This is a genomic window from Rhodococcus sp. USK10 (genome assembly GCF_019378875.1).
In the GTDB taxonomy this organism is placed as follows: Bacteria; Actinomycetota; Actinomycetes; order Mycobacteriales; family Mycobacteriaceae; genus Rhodococcus_F; species Rhodococcus_F pseudokoreensis.
In genome coordinates this window covers 5,280,540-5,303,773 of the sequence record NZ_CP076048.1, presented here as the reverse complement: position 1 = coordinate 5,303,773, position 23,234 = coordinate 5,280,540, and the positions used below count along the sequence as shown (strand labels likewise).

General features: G+C 66.1%; 21 protein-coding genes. 10 read left to right on the top strand and 11 right to left on the bottom strand.

Annotation, left to right across the window (positions count from 1 at the left end):
• Window positions 1-12: 12 nt before the first annotated feature.
• The 5 genes from rlmB to carD are packed head-to-tail and all read right to left on the bottom strand — an operon-like array spanning window position 13 to window position 4,053.
• On the bottom strand, window positions 13-981 hold the full coding sequence (gene rlmB / locus I1A62_RS31625) for a 23S rRNA (guanosine(2251)-2'-O)-methyltransferase RlmB (protein ID WP_072947412.1): 969 nt from the start codon (window positions 979-981) through the stop codon (window positions 13-15).
• 2 nt (window positions 982-983) lie between these two features.
• A complete protein-coding gene (gene cysS, locus I1A62_RS31620; protein WP_219456196.1) occupies window positions 984-2,378 on the bottom strand; it encodes a cysteine--tRNA ligase in 1,395 nt (464 codons plus the stop codon).
• 11 nt (window positions 2,379-2,389) lie between these two features.
• The gene (gene ispF / locus I1A62_RS31615; RefSeq protein ID WP_219456194.1) at window positions 2,390-2,866 is read right to left on the bottom strand and encodes a 2-C-methyl-D-erythritol 2,4-cyclodiphosphate synthase; all 477 of its coding nucleotides are present in this window, start codon (window positions 2,864-2,866) and stop codon (window positions 2,390-2,392) included.
• The gene (gene ispD, locus I1A62_RS31610; protein ID WP_219456192.1) at window positions 2,866-3,546 is read right to left on the bottom strand and encodes a 2-C-methyl-D-erythritol 4-phosphate cytidylyltransferase; all 681 of its coding nucleotides are present in this window, start codon (window positions 3,544-3,546) and stop codon (window positions 2,866-2,868) included. The genes ispF and ispD overlap by 1 nt, the downstream gene beginning before the upstream one ends.
• Window positions 3,547-3,564: 18 nt before the next feature.
• Window positions 3,565-4,053, bottom strand: coding sequence for an RNA polymerase-binding transcription factor CarD (gene carD / locus I1A62_RS31605; RefSeq protein ID WP_005262216.1), 489 nt, complete (start codon window positions 4,051-4,053; stop codon window positions 3,565-3,567).
• 263 nt (window positions 4,054-4,316) lie between these two features.
• On the opposite strand from carD, the gene I1A62_RS31600 reads away from it, so the two are divergent.
• A complete protein-coding gene (locus I1A62_RS31600) occupies window positions 4,317-4,949 on the top strand; it encodes a hypothetical protein (protein ID WP_124391708.1) in 633 nt (210 codons plus the stop codon).
• A gap of 46 nt (window positions 4,950-4,995) precedes the next feature.
• Complete coding sequence (gene radA, locus I1A62_RS31595; RefSeq protein ID WP_219456190.1) at window positions 4,996-6,378, top strand: DNA repair protein RadA; 1,383 nt, start codon at window positions 4,996-4,998, stop codon at window positions 6,376-6,378.
• A gap of 6 nt (window positions 6,379-6,384) precedes the next feature.
• On the opposite strand, the gene I1A62_RS31590 is transcribed toward radA, so the two are convergent.
• The gene (locus I1A62_RS31590; RefSeq protein WP_124391710.1) at window positions 6,385-6,948 is read right to left on the bottom strand and encodes a PaaI family thioesterase; all 564 of its coding nucleotides are present in this window, start codon (window positions 6,946-6,948) and stop codon (window positions 6,385-6,387) included.
• An 85-nt stretch (window positions 6,949-7,033) separates the two neighbouring features.
• On the opposite strand from I1A62_RS31590, the gene disA reads away from it, so the two are divergent.
• Window positions 7,034-8,119: a DNA integrity scanning diadenylate cyclase DisA gene (gene disA, locus I1A62_RS31585; protein WP_012691546.1), complete on the top strand. Its 1,086-nt coding sequence runs from the start codon at window positions 7,034-7,036 to the stop codon at window positions 8,117-8,119.
• 17 nt (window positions 8,120-8,136) lie between these two features.
• Here the strand turns inward: disA and I1A62_RS31580 are convergent, their stop codons facing one another.
• Window positions 8,137-8,856 carry a FadR/GntR family transcriptional regulator gene (locus I1A62_RS31580; protein WP_124391711.1) on the bottom strand — a complete coding sequence of 240 codons (720 nt, stop codon included), beginning with the start codon at window positions 8,854-8,856 and terminating at the stop codon, window positions 8,137-8,139.
• Between the two features lie 218 nt (window positions 8,857-9,074).
• Between I1A62_RS31580 and I1A62_RS31575 the strand changes: the two genes are divergently transcribed.
• The 3 genes from I1A62_RS31575 to I1A62_RS31565 are packed head-to-tail and all read left to right on the top strand — an operon-like array spanning window position 9,075 to window position 12,955.
• A complete protein-coding gene (locus I1A62_RS31575; protein WP_219456188.1) occupies window positions 9,075-10,523 on the top strand; it encodes an aspartate ammonia-lyase in 1,449 nt (482 codons plus the stop codon).
• The gene (locus tag I1A62_RS31570) at window positions 10,520-11,962 is read left to right on the top strand and encodes an amino acid permease (RefSeq protein WP_124391713.1); all 1,443 of its coding nucleotides are present in this window, start codon (window positions 10,520-10,522) and stop codon (window positions 11,960-11,962) included. The genes I1A62_RS31575 and I1A62_RS31570 overlap by 4 nt, the downstream gene beginning before the upstream one ends.
• Before the next feature lie 15 nt (window positions 11,963-11,977).
• The gene (locus tag I1A62_RS31565; RefSeq protein WP_219456187.1) at window positions 11,978-12,955 is read left to right on the top strand and encodes an asparaginase; all 978 of its coding nucleotides are present in this window, start codon (window positions 11,978-11,980) and stop codon (window positions 12,953-12,955) included.
• Here the strand turns inward: I1A62_RS31565 and I1A62_RS31560 are convergent.
• The gene (locus I1A62_RS31560; protein ID WP_124391715.1) at window positions 12,948-13,712 is read right to left on the bottom strand and encodes a hypothetical protein; all 765 of its coding nucleotides are present in this window, start codon (window positions 13,710-13,712) and stop codon (window positions 12,948-12,950) included. The genes I1A62_RS31565 and I1A62_RS31560 overlap by 8 nt on opposite strands.
• A 59-nt stretch (window positions 13,713-13,771) precedes the next feature.
• A complete protein-coding gene (locus I1A62_RS31555) occupies window positions 13,772-14,398 on the bottom strand; it encodes a carbonic anhydrase (protein ID WP_087559736.1) in 627 nt (208 codons plus the stop codon).
• A gap of 100 nt (window positions 14,399-14,498) precedes the next feature.
• Here I1A62_RS31555 and I1A62_RS31550 point away from each other — a divergent pair, with 100 nt between their 5' ends.
• Complete coding sequence (locus tag I1A62_RS31550; RefSeq protein ID WP_219456185.1) at window positions 14,499-15,377, top strand: A/G-specific adenine glycosylase; 879 nt, start codon at window positions 14,499-14,501, stop codon at window positions 15,375-15,377.
• Window position 15,378: 1 nt separating this feature from the next.
• Here I1A62_RS31550 and I1A62_RS31545 read toward each other — a convergent pair whose 3' ends face one another.
• Both I1A62_RS31545 and I1A62_RS31540 read right to left on the bottom strand, forming a co-directional pair.
• A complete protein-coding gene (locus I1A62_RS31545) occupies window positions 15,379-16,236 on the bottom strand; it encodes a methyltransferase (RefSeq protein ID WP_257890593.1) in 858 nt (285 codons plus the stop codon).
• 140 nt (window positions 16,237-16,376) lie between these two features.
• Entirely contained in the window at window positions 16,377-17,633 is a 1,257-nt protein-coding gene (locus I1A62_RS31540; RefSeq protein WP_219456184.1) for a hypothetical protein, read from the bottom strand.
• 218 nt (window positions 17,634-17,851) lie between these two features.
• Between I1A62_RS31540 and I1A62_RS31535 the strand changes: the two genes are divergently transcribed.
• Genes I1A62_RS31535 through I1A62_RS31525 form a run of 3 tightly spaced genes read left to right on the top strand, consistent with a single transcriptional unit; the run spans window position 17,852 to window position 23,233 of the window.
• Window positions 17,852-18,904 carry a cupin domain-containing protein gene (locus I1A62_RS31535; RefSeq protein WP_219456182.1) on the top strand — a complete coding sequence of 351 codons (1,053 nt, stop codon included), beginning with the start codon at window positions 17,852-17,854 and terminating at the stop codon, window positions 18,902-18,904.
• Window positions 18,898-22,341: an ATP-binding cassette domain-containing protein gene (locus I1A62_RS31530; protein WP_219456180.1), complete on the top strand. Its 3,444-nt coding sequence runs from the start codon at window positions 18,898-18,900 to the stop codon at window positions 22,339-22,341. The genes I1A62_RS31535 and I1A62_RS31530 overlap by 7 nt, the downstream gene beginning before the upstream one ends.
• Window positions 22,307-23,233 carry a hypothetical protein gene (locus I1A62_RS31525; protein WP_219456178.1) on the top strand — a complete coding sequence of 309 codons (927 nt, stop codon included), beginning with the start codon at window positions 22,307-22,309 and terminating at the stop codon, window positions 23,231-23,233. Before I1A62_RS31530 ends, I1A62_RS31525 begins: the two co-directional genes overlap by 35 nt.
• Window position 23,234 lies beyond the last annotated feature (1 nt).

The window sequence follows — 23,234 nt, the reverse complement described above, 5'->3', positions numbered from 1 at the left end:
CGGGGCAGAAATCTAACTCCGGCGGCGCCGGGCGATGTCGGCGAGCACGACACCCGCGGCGACAGACGCGTTGAGCGATTCGACGGGTCCTGCCATCGGGATACTGAGGATGGCGTCGCAGTTCTCGCGCACCAGACGCGACAGTCCCTTGCCCTCGGAGCCGACCACGACGACCACCGGGCCGCTGCCGTCGAACTCGTCGAGCGTGGTGTCGCCACCCGCGTCGAGCCCTACCACCTGGACGCCCTTGGACGCCCAATCCTTCAGCGTGCGAGTGAGATTGGTGGCGCGGGCGATCGGCAGACGCGCGGCGGCACCGGCGCTCGTGCGCCACGCCACCGCGGTGACCGACGCACTGCGCCGCTCGGGGATGACCACACCGTGACCACCGAACGCAGCCACCGACCGGACGACGGCACCGAGGTTGCGGGGGTCGGTGATGTTGTCGAGGGCCACCAGCAGCGGCGCCTCCTGGTGCTTGCGGGCTTCCGCGATCAGGTCGTCGGGGTGCGCGTAGCGGTACGGCGGCACCTGCAACGCGATGCCCTGATGCATGCCGTTGGCGCTGAGCCGGTCGAGATCTGTGCGGGGAACCTCGAGGATGGAGATGCCCGCGTCGGCCGCCCGCTGGACGGATTCCTTCAGACGGTCGTCGCTCTCGGTCCCGACCGCGACGTACAGTGCGGTCGCGGGGACACCGGCACGCAGGCACTCGACGACGGGGTTGCGGCCCAGCACGTTCTCGGGGCCGTCGAGCACCTTGCGACCTGCGGTCTGACGACCGCGGCCCGGCTGCTTCTCGGCGTCCCGCGCGGCGCGGGCGGCCCGCTTGGCGGCGGGGTGCTTGGTGCGGGCCTCCGCGGGCGGCGTGGCGCCACGACCTTCCAGCCCCTTGCGACGCTGGCCACCGGAACCGGCGACCTGTCCCTTCTTGGTGCCGGCCTTGCGGATGGCTCCGCGCCTACTCGAATTTCCAGCCATTACTACTGTCCTGCCTTGAGAGACCACTCGGGCCCGTTGGGGGTATCGGTGACCTCGATGCCCGCCCGGATGAGACGGTCACGCACCTCGTCGGCCACAGCCCAGTTCTTCTCGGCGCGGGCAGTCTGCCTGCGCTCGAGTTCGGCCCGGACCAGAACGTCCAGGGCATCGGTTGCCGCGGACGCGTCCGCGGTCTCCTGAGTCCAGTGCTCGTCCAGCGGGTCGACGCCGAGGATTCCGAGCATGGCCCGGACCTGCGACGCGATCACGCGCGCGCCCTCGAGATCTCCCCCGTCGAGCGCGATGTTGCCCTCGCGGACCTTGCCGTGCACCTCGGCGAGTGCGGCGGGGACGGCGAGGTCGTCGTCGAGAGCGCGAGCGAACGCGTCCGTCCACCGGCCGACCTCGACCTCACCGGCGCGCTCCTGCGTGCGCGTGACGAACGATTCGATGCGGCGGTACGCGGCCGCGCCCTCGTCGAGCGCGGTGTCGGAGTACTCGAGCATCGACCGGTAGTGGGCGCTACCCAGGTAGTACCGAAGCTCTTGCGGCCGAACCTTTTTCAGCACGTTCGGCACGGAGAGAACGTTGCCGAGCGACTTCGACATCTTCTCGCCACCCATGGTGACCCAGCCGTTGTGCAGCCAGTACTGCGCGAAGTCGTCGCCGGCGCACTTGGCCTGCGCGATTTCGTTCTCGTGGTGCGGGAACACCAGGTCCAGGCCACCGCAGTGGATGTCGAACGCCGCCCCGAGATAGAACTCGGCCATCGCGGAGCACTCGAGGTGCCAGCCCGGCCTGCCGCGGCCCCACGGCGTCGGCCACGACGGCTCGCCCGGCTTCTCCGCCTTCCACAGCGTGAAGTCGCGGGGGTCGCGCTTGCATTCACCGGCGCTCTCGCCCTGGTGCACGTCGTCCAGTTTGTGCCCGGACAGGCTGCCGTACTGCGGGTAGCTGCGGACGTCGAAGTAGACGTCGCCGCCCGCCGCGTACGCGTGGCCGTTGTCGATGAGGCGCTGCATCATCTCGACCATCTGCGTGATGTGCCCGGTGGCACGGGGCTCGACGGACGGCGGCAGCACACCCAGTTGCTGGTAGGCCCACGTGAAGGACCGCTCGAACGTGGCGGCCCACTCCCACCAGGGCCTGCCCGCCTCGGCGGCCTTGTTCAGGATCTTGTCTTCGATGTCCGTGACATTGCGGACGAACGCCACGTCGTAGTCGTGGGCGAGCAGCCAGCGTCGCAGCACGTCGAAGGCGACGCCGCTGCGTACGTGACCGATGTGGGGGTCGCCCTGCACCGTGGCGCCACACAGGTACACCGATGCGTGTCCAGGGGCCAGCGGAGCGAAGTCACGCAAGGCCCGCGTCTCGGTGTCGAATAGGCGCAGGGTCACGACCAGCGATCCTACCTGGCGCTTCGATCGGGAATGACCAATGCGGTGGCCATCGCGGCGATCCCCTCGCCGCGGCCGGTGAGACCGAGCCCGTCCGTGGTGGTCGCGGACACCGAAACCGGGGCTCCCAGAATGTCGCTGAGCACCTTCTGTGCCTCGTTCCGGCGCGGTCCGATCTTCGGCCGGTTCCCGATCACCTGGACCGCGGCGTTGGCGACACCGAAGTCGCCCTCTTCCAGGAGCCGGCGGACCTCCGCGAGCATCGCGGCGCCGCTCACCCCGGACCACTCGGGCCTGCCGGTTCCGAAGACGGAGCCGAGATCGCCGAGGCCGGCGGCGGAGAGCAGGGCGTCGCAGAGTGCATGGACGGCGACGTCGCCGTCGGAATGACCCGCGCAGCCGCTCTCGTCCTCGAACAGCAGGCCCGCCATCCAGCACGGCCGTCCCTGCTCGATCGGGTGGACGTCCGTCCCGATTCCGACTCGCACTAGTGCGCTCCATCTTCCACCAGCGCGCGGGCCAGCACGAGGTCCAGCGGCGTCGTGATCTTGAATGCTGTGGGTTCTCCGACGATGCTGCGGACCCGCTCGCCGAGCCGTTCCACCAGGCCTGCGTCGTCCGTGGCGATGCCGTCGGCGGCGGCGTACGCGCGGCGGAGCAGTTCCGCGGTGAAACCCTGCGGAGTCTGCACGGCCCGCAGTTCGGACCGTTCGGGGGTGCCGGTGACCGCGCCGAGAACGTCGACGGTCTTGATGGTGTCCGCCACCGGGAGGACGGGGATGACTGCGCTGCGGCCGCACCGCAGCTCCGCGACCACCCGCGCGATGAGCGACGGCGGCGTCAGAGCGCGGGCTGCGTCGTGCACGAGGACGTATTCGGCGTCGTCCGCGACGGCGAGTCCGGCGCGAACCGAATCGGTCCGCTCACTCCCACCCGCGACGACGGTGACGTCACCGGGGAGGAGGCTGCGCGTCGACTCGACGAGTTCCTCCGGCACGATCACGACGACGCGGTCGACAGCCCCCGACTGCAGGAGCCCGTCGACCGCGCGTGTCAGCATGGTCGTCCCACCGAGATCAACGAATGCCTTGGGCTTGTTCTCACCCAAACGCACTCCCTGACCTGCGGCGGGAACCAGCGCGACTACAGGACCTGTTGCCTCGGCCACTGTGTGAATCGCGACTGTCTAGGACGCGGCCGCGAGGACCTCGTCGAGGATGGTCTCGGCCTTGTCGCTGTCGGTGCCTTCGGCCAGCGCGAGTTCGCCGACGAGAATCTGCCGCGCCTTCGCGAGCATGCGCTTCTCTCCCGCGGACAGGCCGCGGTCCTGCTCACGACGCCACAGGTCACGAACGACCTCGGCGACCTTGTTGACGTCACCGGACGCGAGCTTTTCGAGATTCGCCTTGTAGCGGCGTGACCAGTTGGTGGGTTCTTCGGTGTGCGGAGCCCGCAGTACCTGGAAGACCTTGTCGAGACCTTCCTGGCCGACGACGTCGCGTACGCCCACGTACTCTGCGTTGTCTGCGGGAACCCGTACGGTGAGATCGCCCTGAGCAACCTTGAGAACGAGATATTCCTTCTGCTCACCCTTGATGGTGCGGGTTTCAATAGCTTCGATCAGCGCCGCACCGTGATGGGGGTATACGACGGTGTCTCCGACCTTAAAAATCATCTGTCCCGTGCCCCTTTCGATCATTCGAGTTTAACACGTGTCCGGATCCTGGTCGCATCAACGGTGCAGGTCAGGGGCATCATGGCCTGACCCTAGGGGTTGACAGGTGTCCCGATACGTGCATTCCGGACACCCCGATGAGGCCGTTCTCCGGCGCCGAAACCGCACGCAGACAACCATTGTGAGTACCCAGCGAGCAGGCCACGCGAGCGAACTACTACTCTGCCTAGTTGAAGTGCGAACCTGACACCGGAGGACAACTCGTGACTGCTCTCGACAAGTCGACTCGCCGAGTCGCTACCGCCGTCGCTCTCGCTGCCGGCGCAGCCCTCGCGCTGTCCGCGTGCAGTGCGGGCCAGATCACCCAGACGTCGAGTCAGGTCGCCGCGGTCAACGGCAACAGCGCGGAGTCCGGGTCGATCGCCCTGCGCAACGTGCACGTGGTCTACCCCAACTCCGCCGAGTACAGCCTCGAGCCGGGGAGCAACGCCGTCCTGGCGTTCACCGCGATCAACAACAACGAGGACACCCCGGACAAGCTGACCCGCATCAGCACCGACTTCGCGGGGTCCGTCACGCTCGGCGAGAAGTCCGGCGGACTCGAGATCCCGCCGCAGAGCGCGCTCGTCGCCGGTCTGCCGGTCGGGGACGCCGAAGCAAGCGCGGACGCCGCCGCCGAGACGGACGAGACCGCCGACGCGCCGACCGACGTCGTACTGGTGACGCTGAACAGCCTGAAGGAAGGCGTCCGCCCGGGCCTCACCTTCCCCGTCACGTTCGCGTTCGAGAAGGCCGGAGACATCACCGTGTCCGTTCCCGTCGACGCGGGCCACGAGACCGAGCGGCACGTCTCCGACAAGTCGCCCGGCACCGAAGCCGAGGGCGGCGGACACTAGCAGCCGGATCGGGTCCGCTGTCGGACCCGATACCTAGGCTGGCCGGGTGGCCAAACTCAAATCCAGCTTCCGCTGCTCGTCGTGCCAGTGCACGGTTCCCAAATGGGTCGGGCGGTGCCCCGAGTGCGGTAGCTGGGGCTCGATGGACGAGGCCCCGATCGTCGCGTCCGTCACGAGCCGCCCCGGCGCCTCGCTCGCGAAAGCGGGAGCCGGAGCGGTCCTTCCGTCCACCCCGGCCACTCCGATCACGCGGATCGACAGCACGTCCACCCGCGCCAAGCCCACCGGCATCGACGAACTCGACCGTGTTCTCGGCGGCGGTGTGGTGCCCGGTTCCGTCGTTCTCCTCGCAGGCGAACCCGGCGTCGGCAAGTCGACCCTGCTCCTCGAGGTGGTCCACCAGTGGGCCCGGCGCGGCCCGGACGACCGGTCGCTCTACGTCACCGGCGAGGAATCGGCCGGGCAGGTGCGACTGCGGGCCGACCGCACCGGCGCCGTCCACGAGCGGGTCTATCTCGCCGCCGAATCCGATCTCGCGACCATCCTCGGTCACGTCGAGCAGGTGCGTCCCACCCTGCTGATCGTCGACTCGGTGCAGACGATGCTGGCCGCCGACGTCGACGGCGTGGTCGGCGGTGTCACCCAGGTGAAGGCCGTCACCAGCGCCCTCACCTCCCTCGCGAAGGCCAGCGGGGTGCCGGTGCTCCTCATCGGCCACGTCACCAAGGACGGTGCGGTCGCCGGCCCGCGATCACTCGAGCATCTCGTCGACGTGGTGCTGCACTTCGAGGGCGACAAGCATTCGACGCTACGGATGGTGCGCGGCGTCAAGAACCGGTTCGGTGCCGCCGACGAGGTCGGTTGCTTCGAACTGCGCGAAGACGGCATCGCCGGCATCAGCGACCCGTCCGGACTGTTCCTCCACCACCGCGCCGAGGCCGTTCCCGGAACCGCCGTCACCGTCATGATGGACGGCAAACGGCCCCTCCTCGGTGAGGTGCAGGCCCTCGTCGCCGCCACGTCCATGCCCGCACCCCGCCGCGCCGTGAGCGGACTCGACAGCGCCCGGGTGGCCATGGTCCTGGCCGTGCTCGACCGCCGGTGCGGGGTGCCGATCGCGAAGAACGACGTCTACGCCGCCACCGTCGGCGGGATTCGGATGACCGAGCCGTCCGCGGACCTGGCGCTGGCCCTCGCCGTCGCGTCCGCGGTGAGGGACCGTCCCGTTCCGGACGGGCTCGTGATCCTCGGCGAAGTGGGACTGGCCGGCGAGGTGCGCCGGGTGCCCGGCGTCGGGCGCAGGCTCGCCGAGGCGCACCGCCTCGGGTTCACCCGCGCGATCGTTCCCCTCGACTCCGGGGCGGCGCCGAAGGGCATGAAGATCACCGAGGTGGGGAACCTGGCAGCGGCGATCGCGTCGCTGCGGTAGTACTGCTCAGATGGACGACGTGCCGAACGGGCGTTCCGGCACACCGTCCACGAAGTCCTTCGTCTTCTCGAAGTGTTCGGCCGTGACGGTGAGGAACAGACCCCGCGACGTCGCCACCACCACGTCCGGGTCCGCCGTCGGCCCCTCGACGATGCGCGCCTCGGCGCTCGTATACACCTTGCGGCGGATCGACCCGTCGACCCGCGCGTGGAATTCGAGGACGGAACCCAGCGGGATGGGCCTGGCGAAGTCGATCTCGAGATGCCCGGTGACCACCGGTCCGTCTGCGATCGACCGGCACACCATGCCCTGCGCCTCGTCGAACGCCGTCGAGAGGATGCCGCCGTGGATCACCCCCGGACCGCCCTGGTAGCGGGGTGCCACCTCGAGGCGCCCCCACACGTCGAGACCGTCCCCGGCGGTGAAGCTCATCGACATCCCGGCGGGCGACTGGTCTCCGCACCCGAAGCACCTCGACCAGTGGTGCGGCACCGGCTGACCTGCGGCGGGAAAGCTGTCGACCAGTCCGGGCAGGGTCAGGTCGTCGGGCAAAGTCCAGGTACCACTCATGGATAGGTAATCTAAACGCGGGTCCGGACGTGTTTCCGCGGCGGTCCCCGACAAGTGACGTCTACCTCAGCGGGAGTATTGCGCGATGAACGATGCCGAGTCGTCGTCTGCACTGCGCGAAACGATTGCCCGGCTGGCTCCCGGAACTGCACTTCGCGACGGTCTGGAACGCATTCTGCGCGGCCGCACGGGCGCATTGATCGTCCTCGGCTACGACGAGCAGATGGAAGAGATCTGCGACGGCGGCTTCGAGCTCGACGTGGAGTTCGCCCCGACCCGTCTGCGTGAGCTGTCGAAGATGGACGGCGCCGTGGTCCTGTCCACCGACGGGTCCCGCATCGTGCGCGCCAACGTCCAGCTGGTGCCCGACCACAAGATCCCGACCGTCGAGTCCGGCACCCGTCACCGCGCCGCCGAGCGGACGGCCATGCAGACCGGGTACCCGGTGGTGTCGGTCAGCCAGTCGATGAGCATCGTCAGCGTGTACGTCGGCGGCATCCGGCACGTCATCGACGGGTCCGCCACGATCCTGTCGCGCGCCAATCAGGCGGTGGCCACCCTCGAGCGGTACAAGGCACGGCTCGACGAGGTGACCCGCCAGCTGTCGGTGGTGGAGATCGAGGATTTCGTCACGCTCCGCGACGCCCTGACCGTGGTGCAGCGCCTGGAGATGGTGCGGCGCGTGTCCGTCGAGATCGAGCAGGACGTGCTCGAACTCGGGACGGACGGGCGCCAGCTCGCACTGCAACTCGAGGAACTCGTCGGCGACAACGACGTGGCGAGGGAACTCATCGTGCGCGACTATCTGGCCGGTTCCGGCCCGGCGCCCGCCGAGGACGTCGAGAAGTCGCTCACCGCGCTCGACAGGATCACGGACGCAGACCTTCTCGACCTGACGACGTTGGCGCGGGCGTTCGGCTACCCGGGCACCATCGAGGCGCTCGAGGCCCCGATGAGCCCCCGCGGCTACCGCGTCCTCACCCGCGTTCCCCGGTTGCAGTTCAACCAGATTCACCGGCTCGTCGGCTCGTTCGGAACTCTGCAGTCGCTGCTGGCCGCGACGGCGGCCGACCTGCAGTCGGTGGAGGGGATCGGCGGGCTGTGGGCGCGCCACATCCGAGAGGGCCTGTCCCGGCTCGCCGAGACGTCGATCTCCGGCCCGTACGACTAGTCGTCGGTGGTCGCAGCTCACCGTCGGTGGGCCGGGCTACCTTCTCCGACCACGGATTTCAGTGCGACCCGCACCGCGTCCAGGTGTTCGGCCATGGCGCGGGCGGCCTGGTCGTAACTTCCGGATGCGATGCCGTCCACGATCCGGTCGTGCTCGTCGTTCGACTTCTGCTGCCGTCCCGCAACCAGATTCAGCGTTTCGGACTGGCGGGTGAGGGCTTCGCGGATGTCGACGATCACGGATTCGAATACGCGGTTCCGGCTCGTCCGGGCGATGTACGCGTGGAACTGCGCATCCAGCGACACCCACACGAGCGGGTCGTCCTCGTCCCGCATCTGGTCCACCAGGCCACGCAGGGCGGCGAGATCTTCGGCGGTGTGCCGCTGCGCCGCCCATCCGGCGGCGGGAATCTCCACGTGGGGGCGCGCCTCGACGAGTTCGTTGGCCGCGTAGTTCCCGAAGTCGAGGTCGCGGGCGATCGAATCGCTGACGACGAACGTCCCGAGGCCCGACTTCGTCTCCGTGAGCCCGAGCGCGTGGCAGGACCGCAGGGCCTCCCGGATCACCGACCGGCTGACGCCGTGCCGCGCCGCGAGGGACGCTTCGGACGGAAGTCGTTCACCGACCGACAGCTCACCCGAGGTGATCGCGTCCCGAAGATCCGCGAGGACGGCCTCGGCGGCACTGACCCGCGCCGTGACAGGGCGCCTGGCTGCCCAGCTGTCCGACAGGTTCATGGGGATATTCTGCTCACGCCTCGGCGGCGACGTCAACACGGCGCGGGTCCCGGGTTGACGACTGCGAGTGAGCGAGGTAACAATTGCACCTGTCTGACAGCCTGGCAGGTGGATAGCCGGGTGGCTCGACCGAGAATCTACGCTCTTCGAGCAGCAGACTCCGTCCACCGCATCCGTGCAGAGCAACAGCGCGCGAATCCCTGTGAGGAATTGATCAAGTGCTCGAAACGCGAACAGAACACGATCTGCTCGGCGACCGCCAAGTACCTGCGGATTCCTACTGGGGAATCCACACGCTGCGGGCCGTGGAGAACTTCCCGATCACCGGCCGCACGATCTCCACCAACCCCTACCTGATCCGCGGACTCGCGTACGTCAAATGGGCCGCGGCGAGCGCCAACGAGAAACTCGGGATCCTCGACCACCGCCGCGCCGACGCGATCGGGCAGGCATGCCGGGAGATCGTCGACGGCCGCTGGCACGAGCAGTTCGTCGTCGACGTCATCCAGGGTGGCGCCGGGACGTCGACCAACATGAACGCCAACGAGGTGATCGCCAACCGGGCGCTCGAGATTCTCGGCCACGGACGCGGGGAATACGGGGAACTCCACCCCAACGAGCACGTGAACCTCAGTCAGTCGACCAACGACGTCTATCCCACGGCGGTCAACATCGCGACGATCTTCGCGATCGACGACCTCCTCGACGCGCTGCGGGTCCTGCAGGACGCGTTCGCGACCAAGGCCGTGGAGTTCGCCGACACCGTGAAGCTAGGGCGCACCCAACTCCAGGACGCGGTACCGATGACACTCGGCCAGGAGTTCGCCACCTACTCGGTGATGATCGACGAGGACCGCGCCCGCCTCGGCGAGGCCGCGCTTCTCGTCCACGAGATCAACCTCGGCGCCACTGCGATCGGCACGGGCCTGAACGCACCCGCGGGCTATGCGGAGGCCGCGTGCGACACGCTGCGGGACCTCACCGGACTCCCCCTCGTCCTGGCCACGGACCTCGTCGAGGCCACCCAGGACGTCGGTCAGTTCGTCCACCTCTCCGGCGTGCTCAAGCGGATCGCCGTCAAGCTGTCCAAGGTGTGCAACGACCTCCGCCTGCTGTCGTCGGGACCGCGCGCAGGACTGAACGAGATCAACCTCCCACCGGTACAGGCCGGTTCGTCGATCATGCCCGGCAAGGTCAATCCGGTGATCCCGGAAGTCCTCAACCAGGTGGCCTACGAGGTCATCGGCAACGACGTCACCATCACGATGGCCGCCGAATCGGGTCAGCTCCAACTCAACGCGTTCGAGCCGATCATCGTGCACTCCCTGTCCGAGGGGATGCGCCACCTCGGCGCCGCCTGCCGGATCCTTGCCGACCGCTGCGTGCTCGGCATCACGGCCAACACCGATCTGCTGCGCGCCCGCGTCGAGGACTCCATCGGGCTCGTCACCGCCCTCAACCCGTACATCGGGTACACCGCGTCGACCCGGATCGCGCAGGAGGCGCTGATCACCGGCCGCAAGGTCGCCGACCTCGTGATCGAGGCGGGACTGCTCGACCGGGACGAACTCGACCGACTCCTGAGCCCCGAGCATCTCGCCAACCTGAGAGCATCCGGTTCGCCACGGCAGACACCCGTCACCGCGACCGCGGAGGTGGTCTCGTGACGATCGAGAAGGACGACACTTCGGGAGACATCTTCGTCGAGGAAGACCTCGGCTACCGGAAAGCGCTCGGCCCGAGGCAGATCCAGATGATCGCGATCGGCGGAGCGATCGGCACCGGCCTGTTCATGGGCGCGGGCGGACGCCTCCAGCAGGCCGGGCCCGCACTCGTCCTCGTCTACGCGCTCTGCGGGTTCTTCGCGTTCCTGATCCTGCGGGCCCTCGGCGAACTCGTCATGCACCGGCCCACCTCCGGGTCGTTCGTGTCGTACTCCCGCGAATTCTTCGGCGAGAAGATGGCCTTCGCCGCGGGCTGGCTGTACTGGATGAACTGGGCGATGACGGCCGTCGTCGACGTCACCGCCGTCGCGCTGTACATGAACTTCTTCAAGAAGTACTGGGCACCGCTCGGGAACGTCGACCAATGGGTCTTCGCCCTGGCCGCCGTCGTCCTCGTCCTCGGGCTGAACCTCGTGTCAGTCAGAGTGTTCGGCGAACTGGAATTCTGGTTCGCGCTCATCAAGGTCGTCGCCCTGGCAGCGTTCCTCGGCTTCGGAATCTACTTCGTGCTGTTCGGAACGCCGATCGAAGGCCACACCTCGGGCTTCAGCATGATCGCCGACAACGGCGGACTCTTCCCCAACGGCCTGCTGCCCGCCGTCGTGGTGATCCAGGGCGTCGTCTTCGCGTACGCCTCGATCGAACTCGTGGGCACCACCGCCGGCGAGACGAAGAACCCGCAGAAGGTCATCCCGAAGGCGATCAACACGGTCATCATCCGGATCCTCGTCTTCTACGTCGGATCCGTGCTGCTGCTGTCGCTGCTGCTCCCGTACACCGAGTACCACGCAGGCGAAAGCCCGTTCGTCACGTTCTTCGGCTCCATCAACGTGCAGGGCGCCGACGCGGTCATGAACCTCGTGGTGCTCACAGCCGCGCTGTCTTCGCTCAACGCCGGCCTGTACTCCACCGGGCGAATACTGCATTCGATGGCCATGGCCGGGTCGGCGCCGTCGTTCGCCGCCCGGATGAACAAGGCCGGAGTTCCGTACGGCGGCATCGCCCTCACCGGATTCGTCATCCTGCTCGGCGTCGGACTCAACGCCGTCGTTCCCACACAGGCATTCGAGATCGTTCTGAACCTCGCCGCACTCGGGATCATCAGCGCCTGGGCCGTCATAGTGCTGTGCCAGCTGAAACTGTGGAAACTCGCGAAGGACGGCACACTCACCCGCCCCGGTTTCCGGATGTTCGGCGCCCCCTACACCGGGCTCCTGACACTGGTCTTCCTCGGATGCGTCGTCATACTGATGGCATTCGATCACCCCGTCGGGACCTGGACCGTCGGGTCCATCGCGATCATCGCCCCGCTGCTGGTGATCGGGTGGTACGGCGCGAGGAACCGCATCCGGACCCTGGCCTCGGACCGCCCCAACGCCTAGCAAGAAAGGACAACAGTGCCGAAAGTCGCCGTCGTCACCACCGGAGGCACCATCGCCAGCAGGCGGGACGGGCAAGGTGTCAGCAGGCCGGTGGTCGCAGGCTCCGATCTGCTGGCCGGTGCCCGGACCGGGACGGAACTCCGCGTAGTCGACGTGATGTCGAAGGACAGTTCGAGCATGACGTTCGCCGACATGGACCGGGTCCGCGACGCCGTCACCTCGGAGCTGAGCGACCCCGAGCTCGACGTGGTGGTCGTGCTACACGGAACCGACACCATGGAGGAGACCGCATTCCTGGTCGACCTCCACCACGCCGACCCGCGGCCGGTGGTCTTCACGGGTGCGCAGCGCACCTTCGACCATCCGGAATCCGATGCCCCGGTCAACCTGGCCGACGCGATCGCCGCGGGAACGGACCCCGCCCTGCGCGGAGCGGGTGTTCTCATCGCGTTCGGAGGTGCCCTGCACCGGGCGTCGGGGACGCGTAAGGCGGACACGACGTCCCTCGACGCGTTCCGATCCGTCCACCCCGACTCTGTCCAACCCACCGGCGATCTCCGGCGGCAACGCCTCGATCCGTTGCCGTGGCATCCGATCTCCGGAACCCGCGTCGACATCGTGGCCGCCTATCCGGGGGCGGACCGCATCCAGATCGACGCGTGCCTGGCCGCCGGGGCGCGGGGGCTGGTGCTCGACGGGCTCGGATCCGGGAACGCGAACCCCGCGATCGTCGAAGCAGTCGGGGACTGCACGACCGCCGGAATCCCGGTCGTGGTCACCACCCGGGTGCCATACGGCCCGACCTCCGCGACGTACGGCGGCGGGGGCGGCGGCCACGACCTCGTCTCGGCGGGGGCACTGTTCTCCACCGACCTCAGGGCAGGTCAGGCCCGCATTCTGCTCGCGGCGCTGCTCGCCGACCCGGACCTCACCGACCTCGACAAGGAATTCGATCGACGCTCACGCGTCGACCCCGCACCGAGGATCAGCTGAGGTTGAACGGCTCCGGCGCGCTGCGGAGCTGACCGAGCTGCCCGACCACCGTGTACGCACCAGGCCCCACCGGGTCGCGCTGGGGTTCCGGCTGCGTCAGGCAGTCGGGAGCGGACGTCTTGGCCGACCACTTCACGGTGAACTGGGCCTGCTCGCCGGCGGCGAGGGTGCGCACGTCGGCCGCGGACTGCGGAAAGCAGTCGATGTTGGACCACAGCCGCACGGCGCCGTCGATCGTGTAGACGAGGACCTGCTGGAGGCTGCTGCCCAGATCGCGTTCACACGGGGTGGTGCCGATGTTGGTGACGACCGTCGTGAAGCTCGGCTCCTCGCCCGGCAGGTACGTCGGCTTGTCTGCCGCCACCTTGATGGCCAGCGACTGGTCCGGGCACTGACCCGCGGCGACCGGCTGACCGCTGGGGGCCGCGCTGCTGGAGGCGCCGCTGCTCGACGCCCCCGACGAACCGGACGTGCCCGACGACGCCTCGCCGCCGGCGGCAGCGGCGCCACCGCCGCCGCCACCGGACCCGCCCGAACCACCGCTGGACGTGGACGAACCCGAGGCTGTCGGGGAAATCGACACAGGAGTGGTCAGCGACGAACTCGCTGCCGCCGGATCCGTCTCGGAGTCACCGCCACCACGCAGCGAGTTGATCAACCACACCACGAGCAGCAACACGACCACGGCGCCGCCGATCGCCAGCGCCCTGCGGCGCCAGTAAATCTCGGGGGGCAACGGTCCATTCGGTTCCAGCACGACGTCAACGGTAGTTCGGCGTCGCGCGGCAACGGCTCAGCGGCTGCGGCGTGTCGCGGTCAGTCCGTGAGCTCACCGATGTCCCCGACAGCGCCCTGCAGGTGGGTGCGGCCGTCGGACAGCTTGTACGTGACGCCCGCGATGGCGCACGCACCGCTCTCCACCTTCTCCGCGATGATGCGCGAACGCTGCATGAGCAGCGCACCGGTCTCCACCACGTGGCGACCTTCGAGTTCGTCGACGGTGGTGAGGCCCTCTCGGCGTCCCATGAGGATCGACGGGGCGACGCGTTCCACGATGCTGCGGATGAAGCCGGGCGGCACGTTGCCGTCGTCGAGGGCGTCGAGCGTCGCCTTCACGGCACCGCAGCTGTCGTGACCGAGCACGACGATCAGCGGGACGTTCAACACACCGACGGCGTACTCGATGGACCCGAGAACGGCGTCGTCGATCACGTGACCCGCGGTGCGGACGACGAACATGTCGCCCAGACCCTGATCGAAGATGATCTCGGCGGCGACACGGGAGTCTCCGCAACCGAACAGGACGGCCGTGGGGTGCTGGCCGCCGACGAGCTTCGCCCGATCGGCGACGCCCTGGCTGGGATGGAGCGACGTGCCGCTGACGAATCTGTCGTTACCCTGACGCAGGGCCTTCCACGCGGACACCGGGTTCGAATTAGGCATGGGATCATTGTGCACCGGGCGTGTGGCACCGTCGCGACGGGATTATGACGACCCCGGAAATTCTGCTTCACCCGTGAACGAAGGGACTTGTGAGGACGAAGTGGCCGTTGACTCCTCCGCGCTGATCAACTGGTACGAGGTCCAGGCCCGGGATCTGCCGTGGCGCCGCGACGGCGTCACCGCCTGGCACATCCTGATGAGCGAGATCATGCTGCAGCAGACACCGGTCGTCCGGGTGGCCCCGATCTGGGAGGAATGGGTGCAGCGCTGGCCCGTCCCCTCCCGCATGGCGGCTTCCAGCCAGGCCGACGTCCTGCGCGCGTGGGGCAAGCTCGGCTACCCGCGTCGCGCGCTCCGACTCCACGAATGCGCCGGTGTGCTCGCCGCCGAACACGGCGACGTGGTGCCGAGCGACGTCGACACCCTCCTCGGCCTGCCCGGCATCGGCGCCTACACCGCGCGGGCCGTCGCCTGCTTCGCCTACGGACAGCGGGTCCCCGTCGTCGACACGAACGTTCGGCGAGTGGTCGCCAGGGCCGTCCACGGAAGCGCCGAGCCCGGCAACCCGTCGACCACCCGCGACCTCGCCGACGTGTCCGCGCTGCTCCCCCGGACCCGCGCCCGCGCCGCCACCTTCTCCGCGGCCCTCATGGAACTCGGCGCCACCGTCTGCACCGCTCGCACGCCCGACTGCACCCGCTGTCCGCTGCCGAACTGCGCCTGGGTCGACGCCGGACGCCCCGCTCACACCGGTGAGCGACGGAAAGTCCAGAAATTCGCAGGCACCGACCGTCAGGTGCGCGGCAAGCTCATGGCCGTACTCCGCGAAAGCACCGCGCCCGTCGAACGCGTCCTGCTCGACCAGGTGTGGCTCGACGACCCCGGGCAACGCGACCGCGCTCTCCACTCCCTGCTGATCGACGGGCTCGTCGAGCAGACCGACGACGGGCTCTTCGCCCTCGCCGGCGAGGGGAGCTAGCTCACACCGGAACCGCTTCGATGACGGACGACCGGGGACCTTGCGTGACCGAATCCAGCGTGAAGCCGTGGTCGGTCAACAGCCGGCGCCATTCGGTGATCGTGCGCTCGCGACCTCCCAGGAGAACCAGCATGTGGAGATCCAGCAGAGCCATGGGGTGGGTTGTCGCCGCTTCCGGCAGGACCTGCTCGACAATCAACAATCGTCCGCTCGGCGGGATCGCTTGCCGGCAAATGCCGAGGATTTTGCCGGCGGACGCGTCGTCCCAGTCGTGGAGAATCTGTGACAGCACGTACACGTCGCCATTGCCTGGGACGTCGTCGAAGAAACTTCCGCCCACGACAGTCGCTCGTTCACCGATGCCGGCCGAACGAAATTCCGACGGCGCTTCCGCGACCACATGAGGCAGATCGAACAGAATTCCGCGCAGATGCGCGTGCCGATCGAGCAGCCGGGTGATCAGCGCGCCGGTCCCGCCTCCGACGTCGACGACCGTTCCCACGTCGGACCAATCGTGGTCGAGCAATGGCAGCAAACGCAGCTCGACCAGCCCTGCCTGACCCCGTGCGAACTCGTCGGCTGCCGACGGATTCGCCGACAACCATTCGAAATACGGCTTGCCGAACGCCGCTGAGAACGATTCCTTCCCCGTTCGGATCGAATGCGCTGCGTGCCCCCACACGTGGTAAGCCTCGTTCGACATCAAGCCGACCAAATGACGAAGCGAGCCCGGAGTGTCCGCCCGCAGAAGCGCACCGGCCTCCGTCAACGAGAATCGTCCTCCACCATCATCCGCAACCAAGCCTTCCGCGACGAGTACCCGCAGGAATCGACCGAGTGCGTCGGCGTCGGCTCCCACGCTCGCCGCGAGATCGCCGAGTAGGCACGCATCGTCCGCCAATCGGTCGGGCACACCCAGCTCGCAGACGGCTGCAATAGATTGGGACACGATGTATCCCATGATCTGTTTTCTCACTCGGTGGTTGATATCGCTCATGTTCAGGCCACCTCGGACAGCCGCGGGAAGAGTGACATCGTGGCAGCATGTTTTAGATACGACGCGCCCGCCGTCCCGCCGGTACCAGGTACCGTTCCGATGACTTTCAGGGTGATGCCCCAGTGGCCGCGCTTCATCGCAACCCACGCGCGGTCCAGGCGCCGCATCGACTCCTCGACAACACGTACATCCGGATGTGTCTTCCGCATCGCAAGATAGACGTCCTGCAACGTATCCTCCCCGATATCGATTGTCCCAGCGTGTTCGAAGTCGCGCGGATCAAGTGGAGCGCAGGCGAACTCGACCTCACGAAACGCGCGCGACTGCACTGCGCTCCGCCCATGGGTGAACCCGCGAATGATCGCGAAGGCGTCGACCGGCATCGTCGTGAGAACCCGAAAGAGCGCAGGCACCGCTTCGAGGCGGATCGACGCCCGGTCGAGACGTTCCTTTGCCGCTGCGGTCAGACCCCGGCGCAGCTCACGGATCGCCGTCGAAATCGCGGTCGCGACTTGCCGATACAGACCTTCGAAGATCTGAATGCAGCGGATGAACATCTGCTCGTCGTGCAGGCGAGTCGTCGGCAACAATGTCAACCGAACTGCACTTCCGATCTCGTCAGGGACGCCATTCAGCGCCTCCGCGGCGACCGAAGCAAACGAACTGTAGTCGGCGCACGGCTGAGCCAGCGCCGCAAGACCGGCCGCAGCGACGGCAGGATCGAGCGCGAAATCGGGTGCGATCCTGTCGAGTTGGGTCACCACCCGTGTCGCGGCACGCGCCCGGACCACCTGTGATGCGTGTGCCGACCGCCCGAGTGCGCGCGCCTCCAGCAACGCGAGGTCCATGCCCGCGGCAGCAACGAATGCGTCCACTCGCTGCGCGTCGTCGAACCGGACGACCTGGTCGAAATAGTCGAGCCCGACGTAGGACAAATAGTCGCCGTTCTGCGCATCGAACGTCATCGGTAGCCAGGCACCGAGTACGTGATGCGCACGGTTGTCGAGATGGAAATTTCGCAGCATGGCGACCAGATGGGGCCGGACCCCGTGACGCCCGACTGTCTGATAATGGGCCGCGACAGCCGCGTGGGGAAACTCCGTGTGCCCCGATTCCCATTGCCGGAGCGCATTCTCGACAGTGCGGCCAGACAATTCATCGGTCGTCGCTTCAGCAGCCTGAACGCACGTGCCCCCGACGCCGATCACGCCGGAACGAACAAATTTCTGCTCGGCTTCGAGCAACGTTTCGGAGATCAATGCGAGACTCGCCTCTCATCCGTACTGCGGTGTTCAGCCATCTTCGGCGGCGCGCGGCGAATGCAGATAGACACCCTAGGGAGACTTCTCGACACCCTTTCCGTTTGGGGAGGTGACATTTCCAACCCTGGGGTGCCTGTTCGGCCGGCAGGCACGTGCCCAGGATTGGGAGCGATTCAGAACTCGAGGCAGGTCGATCCCACAGAAGGAAGAAATCTATGCACATCATCGCCAGAAGCGCACTCGAGACGATCAACGAAGCCGTTGTCGGCGGGAGCGTCCACAACCTGGGTGTCGTCAAGATATTCAGCCAGCATCCTCAGTTGGCGCAATTCATTCCTGCTGCGAGCAATGTGGCCATCAGCTGGGTCAGGTTGGAGTGCGGTGAGGTGCTGGCGGTGCACAAGCACCCGGAGCCCAGCCTGATCCTGATCTGCGAGGGTTCCGGACGAACGATGGGCAGTGCTGAGCAGGAGGTCGGTGCGGGAGACATGATCCTCGTCCCCGGCGACTCCTGGCACGGCTTCGAAGGAACCCGGGACGGTTTCTGGGCGCTCTCGATCCAGTTCAACGGCAAGGCACTCTACGAGGACGCGGAGAAGCCCAACGCGGTGTTTGCAGGCGAGGTACCGAATCCGGCGGCTGTGCTCCTGGCGGACAACGAGAAGTACCTGCAGCAATTCGGAGCCAGCAACCTGTTGCGGCTGATCGACGACCCCTCGTTCGACGACCCACACGTTCGGGAACGGCTGCTCGACTGCCAGCAAACCTGGTCGGACGTGTTTCAGGACCTGCTGCACCTGCGTGTCGCGATGACTTCCGATGTGGCGCACAAGCAGGTGGCACTCGACCATCTGGTCGAGGAACTGGGCCACAACGACAACCTGCGCAACCAACGGGGGTCAGTGCACGCGCCGGTCACCGATGAGACGTTCGTATCGACTATGGAGTGGTTCAGGCATCAGATGCTGTACCGGAGCGACATGGTGCGCACTCTGCTGATGCATGTGGTGCTGGAAGGTAGTGGCGAAATCTGGCACCGGGAAGCGGCGCGAGCGTTCCCGGCAATTCCGCATTTCCAAGAACACGGAGAAGACGACGGCGAGCACGTGAGTATGGGGATCGATCTGCTCGATCGAGCAACGCCGGCCGAGATTCGAGAGCTCCGCGAAGCACTTGCCGAGGGATGGAAGATGATCACGCAATTGTGCGACAGAATCGCGTCGATCGCCCTGGCCGACACGGCGGTCCCCACGTACTCCACATGTTGAGCGTTCTCAGGAAAGTAGTCTGGTTCGAGGTTCCCACACCCCGAACTCGACTCGACCCTGTGCCCAACCCCTCACACCTCGCCAGATGGCAGCGGTGGTGTGACGCGGCGCAGCGGGACAGCATGAACGCGCTCGGAGGCGAGCGACTCGGCAGATCCGTCTTCGGCGGGCTCCGTCGTGACATCGTGCTCGGGCTCGTGGCCATCGCGATCAACGCAGGATGCGCCTTCGGTGCCGCGATCACGCTGAAGTCGCTGATCCAGCGCCTCGTCGCCGGCGATTCCGCGCTCACGACGAACCTCACGCTCGGCATCACCTGCATCGTGCTGACGTACGTGGCGTGGCTTGCGTTGAACCACACTTTCATGCAAGCCGACGTGGTAGGAATCGGAGCCCGGACATACGTCGAACAACGACTGCTGCACAAGAAACGCAGCATTACCCCTTCCGGCCAACCGGCCGACCTGGTCACCCTGCTGGACCGGGAGGCAGCGCGCGTCGAAAATGCTTGGTCAGGACTCATTTTCATCATCCTGGCACTCGTAACCGTCACCTTCACCTCCGCGTACTTCTTCGTGGCACTGGGGCTGAGTGCGCTGGCGGCTCTGATCGTGATCCTCATCAGTTCCGTGGTGATCTACGGGAACGCCAGACAACTGAATGCCGCACATGCCGCACTGTCGGCGACGGCGGCAGATCGCATCGAAGTCGGCCTGTTCTCGCTGAACAATCGCCTGCTCGCGTGGCTCAAGAACTGGAACGACGAACTGTTTCGGCGCTATGCCGACAAGCGAGATGGCGAGGAGCGCGCGCTCCTGAAAGCGGCGCGTCTCATCGCGCGGATCAACCTCATATCGACACTCACTCCGATCGTTGCCATGCTTGCCGCGGTGTTCACCCAGCTGGCCCACCTTGGATACGTCGATCCAGCAGGCCTGTTGTCCACAATGGCGCTGGTCGGAGGCTTGAAATCCGTCGCCAACAACATCCCTTTCATAGTCCAGAGCCTGTCCCAGGGCATCGTCGGGCACGCCAACGTCGCGAGGTACCTATCCAGTCCCCATCCGCCGGACACCGATGCGACGCCAACACGCCTACCGGCAACGACCGCGAAACACATCGCCGTCGTGGGCGCCGCAGGCAGTGGCAAGACCTCCGTTCTGAAAATCGGTGCACGCCAGAGCAGCCAGGTGAACAGCAAAACGTTCTTCGTACCGGATGAACCGTGGATATTCCCTGGCGGGCTCTACGAGAACTTGTGCCTCTATCGAAGCGAATTCACCGACGAGGAGGCCCGTCGAGCCTTGACACTGTCCCGACTTCCCGAAACCTTCTACGGCGACTACCTCTCGAGCAAGTCACGCGACCGGACCGAGGGCTGGAACGTGTCCCGCGGGCAGGGGAAGCGGCTGGAACTGGCACGGGCAATAGTGGCCGAACCGAAGTTCGTCTACCTGGATCAGCCCACAGCAGGGCTGGACGACGACCTGGCGAATGGGCTGCTGGCCGCCCTTCTGCGCGGGCCGTGGCACGACACCACGGTCATTTATGCAACGGACAAGCCCGATGAAAAGGATGCTGCAGACGAGATATGGGTAGTGGCCGGAGGCGAGGTCGTGGAGGTGATGCGAAACCTCACACCACGTGCGGCGAATCCTGTTCGAGACCGCAAAAGGGCGCTCGCTCCCGAGGATCGGTCAGTCGCTCGCCGTCCCCAAGGCATGGACCGACCGGAATTCTCGACCTCGTCACGCCGCAGTCTGATAAGCCTGGGCGTCGCGAAGGTCGCGGTTGTCGCATGCGTCCTGTTTGCGTGCCGCGACGTTCTGACGATCGTCGGTGACTACACAGCGGCCAGCGGAATTTCGACCACGAATGCGCGGACAGCAGCGACAACCCTCATCGCCGCACTGTCCGCCGGGGCACTCCTGTCGATTTTCACCTCCCTGTTCATAGTCAAGCGCAGCATCAGGGCGGCATCCCGAAAATGTCGGAATTACTTCTCGACCGTTATGAGTCCAAAGCCCTCCAGGTCGGCCTTCGACGAGGTCGATCAGGACTATCAGAGCAAACTGACATGGGATCAACGACGCATCGACGAACTTCTGCCAGAAGTACTTCTGAATACCCTGGGTGCGCTTACTCTGCTGCTCACGACTACCGCGTTCGTCTTGAGCAAGAACATTCTCGTCCTGGTACCCCTTGCCGGGATGTGCCTCGCGTACTGGCACAGTTCGAAGCGATCGGGAAGGCGATTGCAGGGCTTCAACGACAGAGAGATCGGTACGACGTCGACCGTGTTGGAGCGGGTCGAGGCCATTACCTGGAGCTCGGCGAGATTCGACTTGGCACGCGACAACTCGGCCCTCGTCAATTGGCTGAACAGAAGTCTGATGAATCGCGCCTTCGCTTCGATGGACAATGCGGGCGCGCGCCGCTGGTTCAATTACAAGCTCGATCTGATGGGTGTGCTCTTCCTGTCGGTCGTCGTCGGTTCCACCGTGTTTGTCCAGGCCGGCGGCGGATCCGGCCTCGGCAGTGTTCTCGCACTCAGTCTCTCGTACAGCCTCATCGCGGTTTTCGCCCGGGTGGGCCGTTGCCTGGTGGACCTCAGACAGGTTCTCGACAGCGCGGATCGTCTCCGCACGCCTCCGACCGGCCCTGCGCCGTGCCGGACCGATGCGGCCCTCGACGACGCAGCGCTCGTGTCGTTGTCGGAGGTAACGTACGTCGCGCCGCACACCGGGGCGGTGCTGCTGGAGGACTTTTCAGAGTCGTTCGCCAGCCGAGACGTCGTGGTCATCATGGGCCCGAGCGGGGTCGGAAAGTCGACATTCGCGAAACTCGTTGTCGGCAGTCTGCAGCCGACAACAGGCGTCCTCTCGACATTGGGCCGGACGACGGGATACGTCTCGAATTCCCACGCCGAAGACATCCTCCTCCTGACGTCGAGTCCGATCTTCAAGCCAGGAAGACTGATCGAACATTTCAACAGCCCGATGCCGCTCGAATTGGTCCGCGTCGTCGATTATCTCGACGTGGCAGACGTTGTCGGCCGACTGCCGTCCGGATTCGACGAGCCCGTCCCCGCCACCGGTCAGTTGAATCTGAGCAAGACGGAACTGCAGCGGCTGGCGCTCCTCGATCTGTTGATCAATCGCCCGGCGATCGCAATTCTCGACGAGGCGACTTCCGAGTTGAGTACGGGAGCAGAACTCTCCGTACTCCGGGCCTTGATCTCTGCCTTGCCGGACACGCTCTTCTTCATCATCACGCACAATCCCGAGCTGACCGAACTCGCCAATCGAGTCTTCCAGTTCAACGGTGAGCGACGCCTCCTCGAGATTTCCGGCGAGTCGCGCACGACAGCCGATCGGAACTGGAATGGAAAGGAGGAAGACCATGGAATGGCTGCCCCAACGAGATGCGTTCTGTAACAGCCACAACGTTCCACGGCCACAACTTCCGCTGAGGAACATCGCGCACTGGAACGCAGTGCTCCAGGGCAAAGTGAGCGGCGACGCCGCTCTGCATCACGAGCGGGCGTACGTCGCACCCGGATATTTCTACATGCCCGTGTGCGACGAGCCCGACGAACGGACACTGGCGGAGTTGTCGAGCCTGGCATCCACCGCCGACTGGTTGCTGGTCCCCTCCCTCCGCAGATCCGATCGCCGTCGGCGTGCCGATGTCATTGCAGTTCCCTTCATGAAGGCGGCATTCTTCCGGTCTTCGCGAAATGTGGACCTCGCCCTCCGAACCGCAGTAGGAGCCAGCCAATACAAATCAATCGTCAGGCTCACGAGGAAGGCAGAGGCGGCGTGCACAACCGAAATACACCGTCTCTCGGACGTAGCGGAAGACAATCGAGTTCTGCGCGATTTCGCCGGCCTTCAGGCATTGAACGTGGCCAAATACGGACACGCCAGGAACCTCTATACGAGCGATGTGCTGCGCATGCTGGCACGCTCGTCCGAAGGTGAGAAATACTTCGTGAAGCTGGACTACGACAAATCTTCGAATACTCCGTGGGCCGGATCACTGAGCTACGCCGACGATCACCGTGGCGTATTTACCAAACTCGTTCGGGGACTGGACCATGGCCGGATTCCGCGTGGGTTGAATCTGTATATCGCCGACTACTATCAAATGTATCGTTTCGCGGACCGGCTGGGTTTCGCGGACATCTGCCTCGGCCGAGGCGCCATCGACGCGAAGGTCCGGGTGGGCGCAATTCACATTGTCGAACTGGACAACTGGCTGATTCCGGTCAACACGAGACGTACACAGGCGATGCAGGAGTACGCGAGATCTCGACATGGGGATTGAG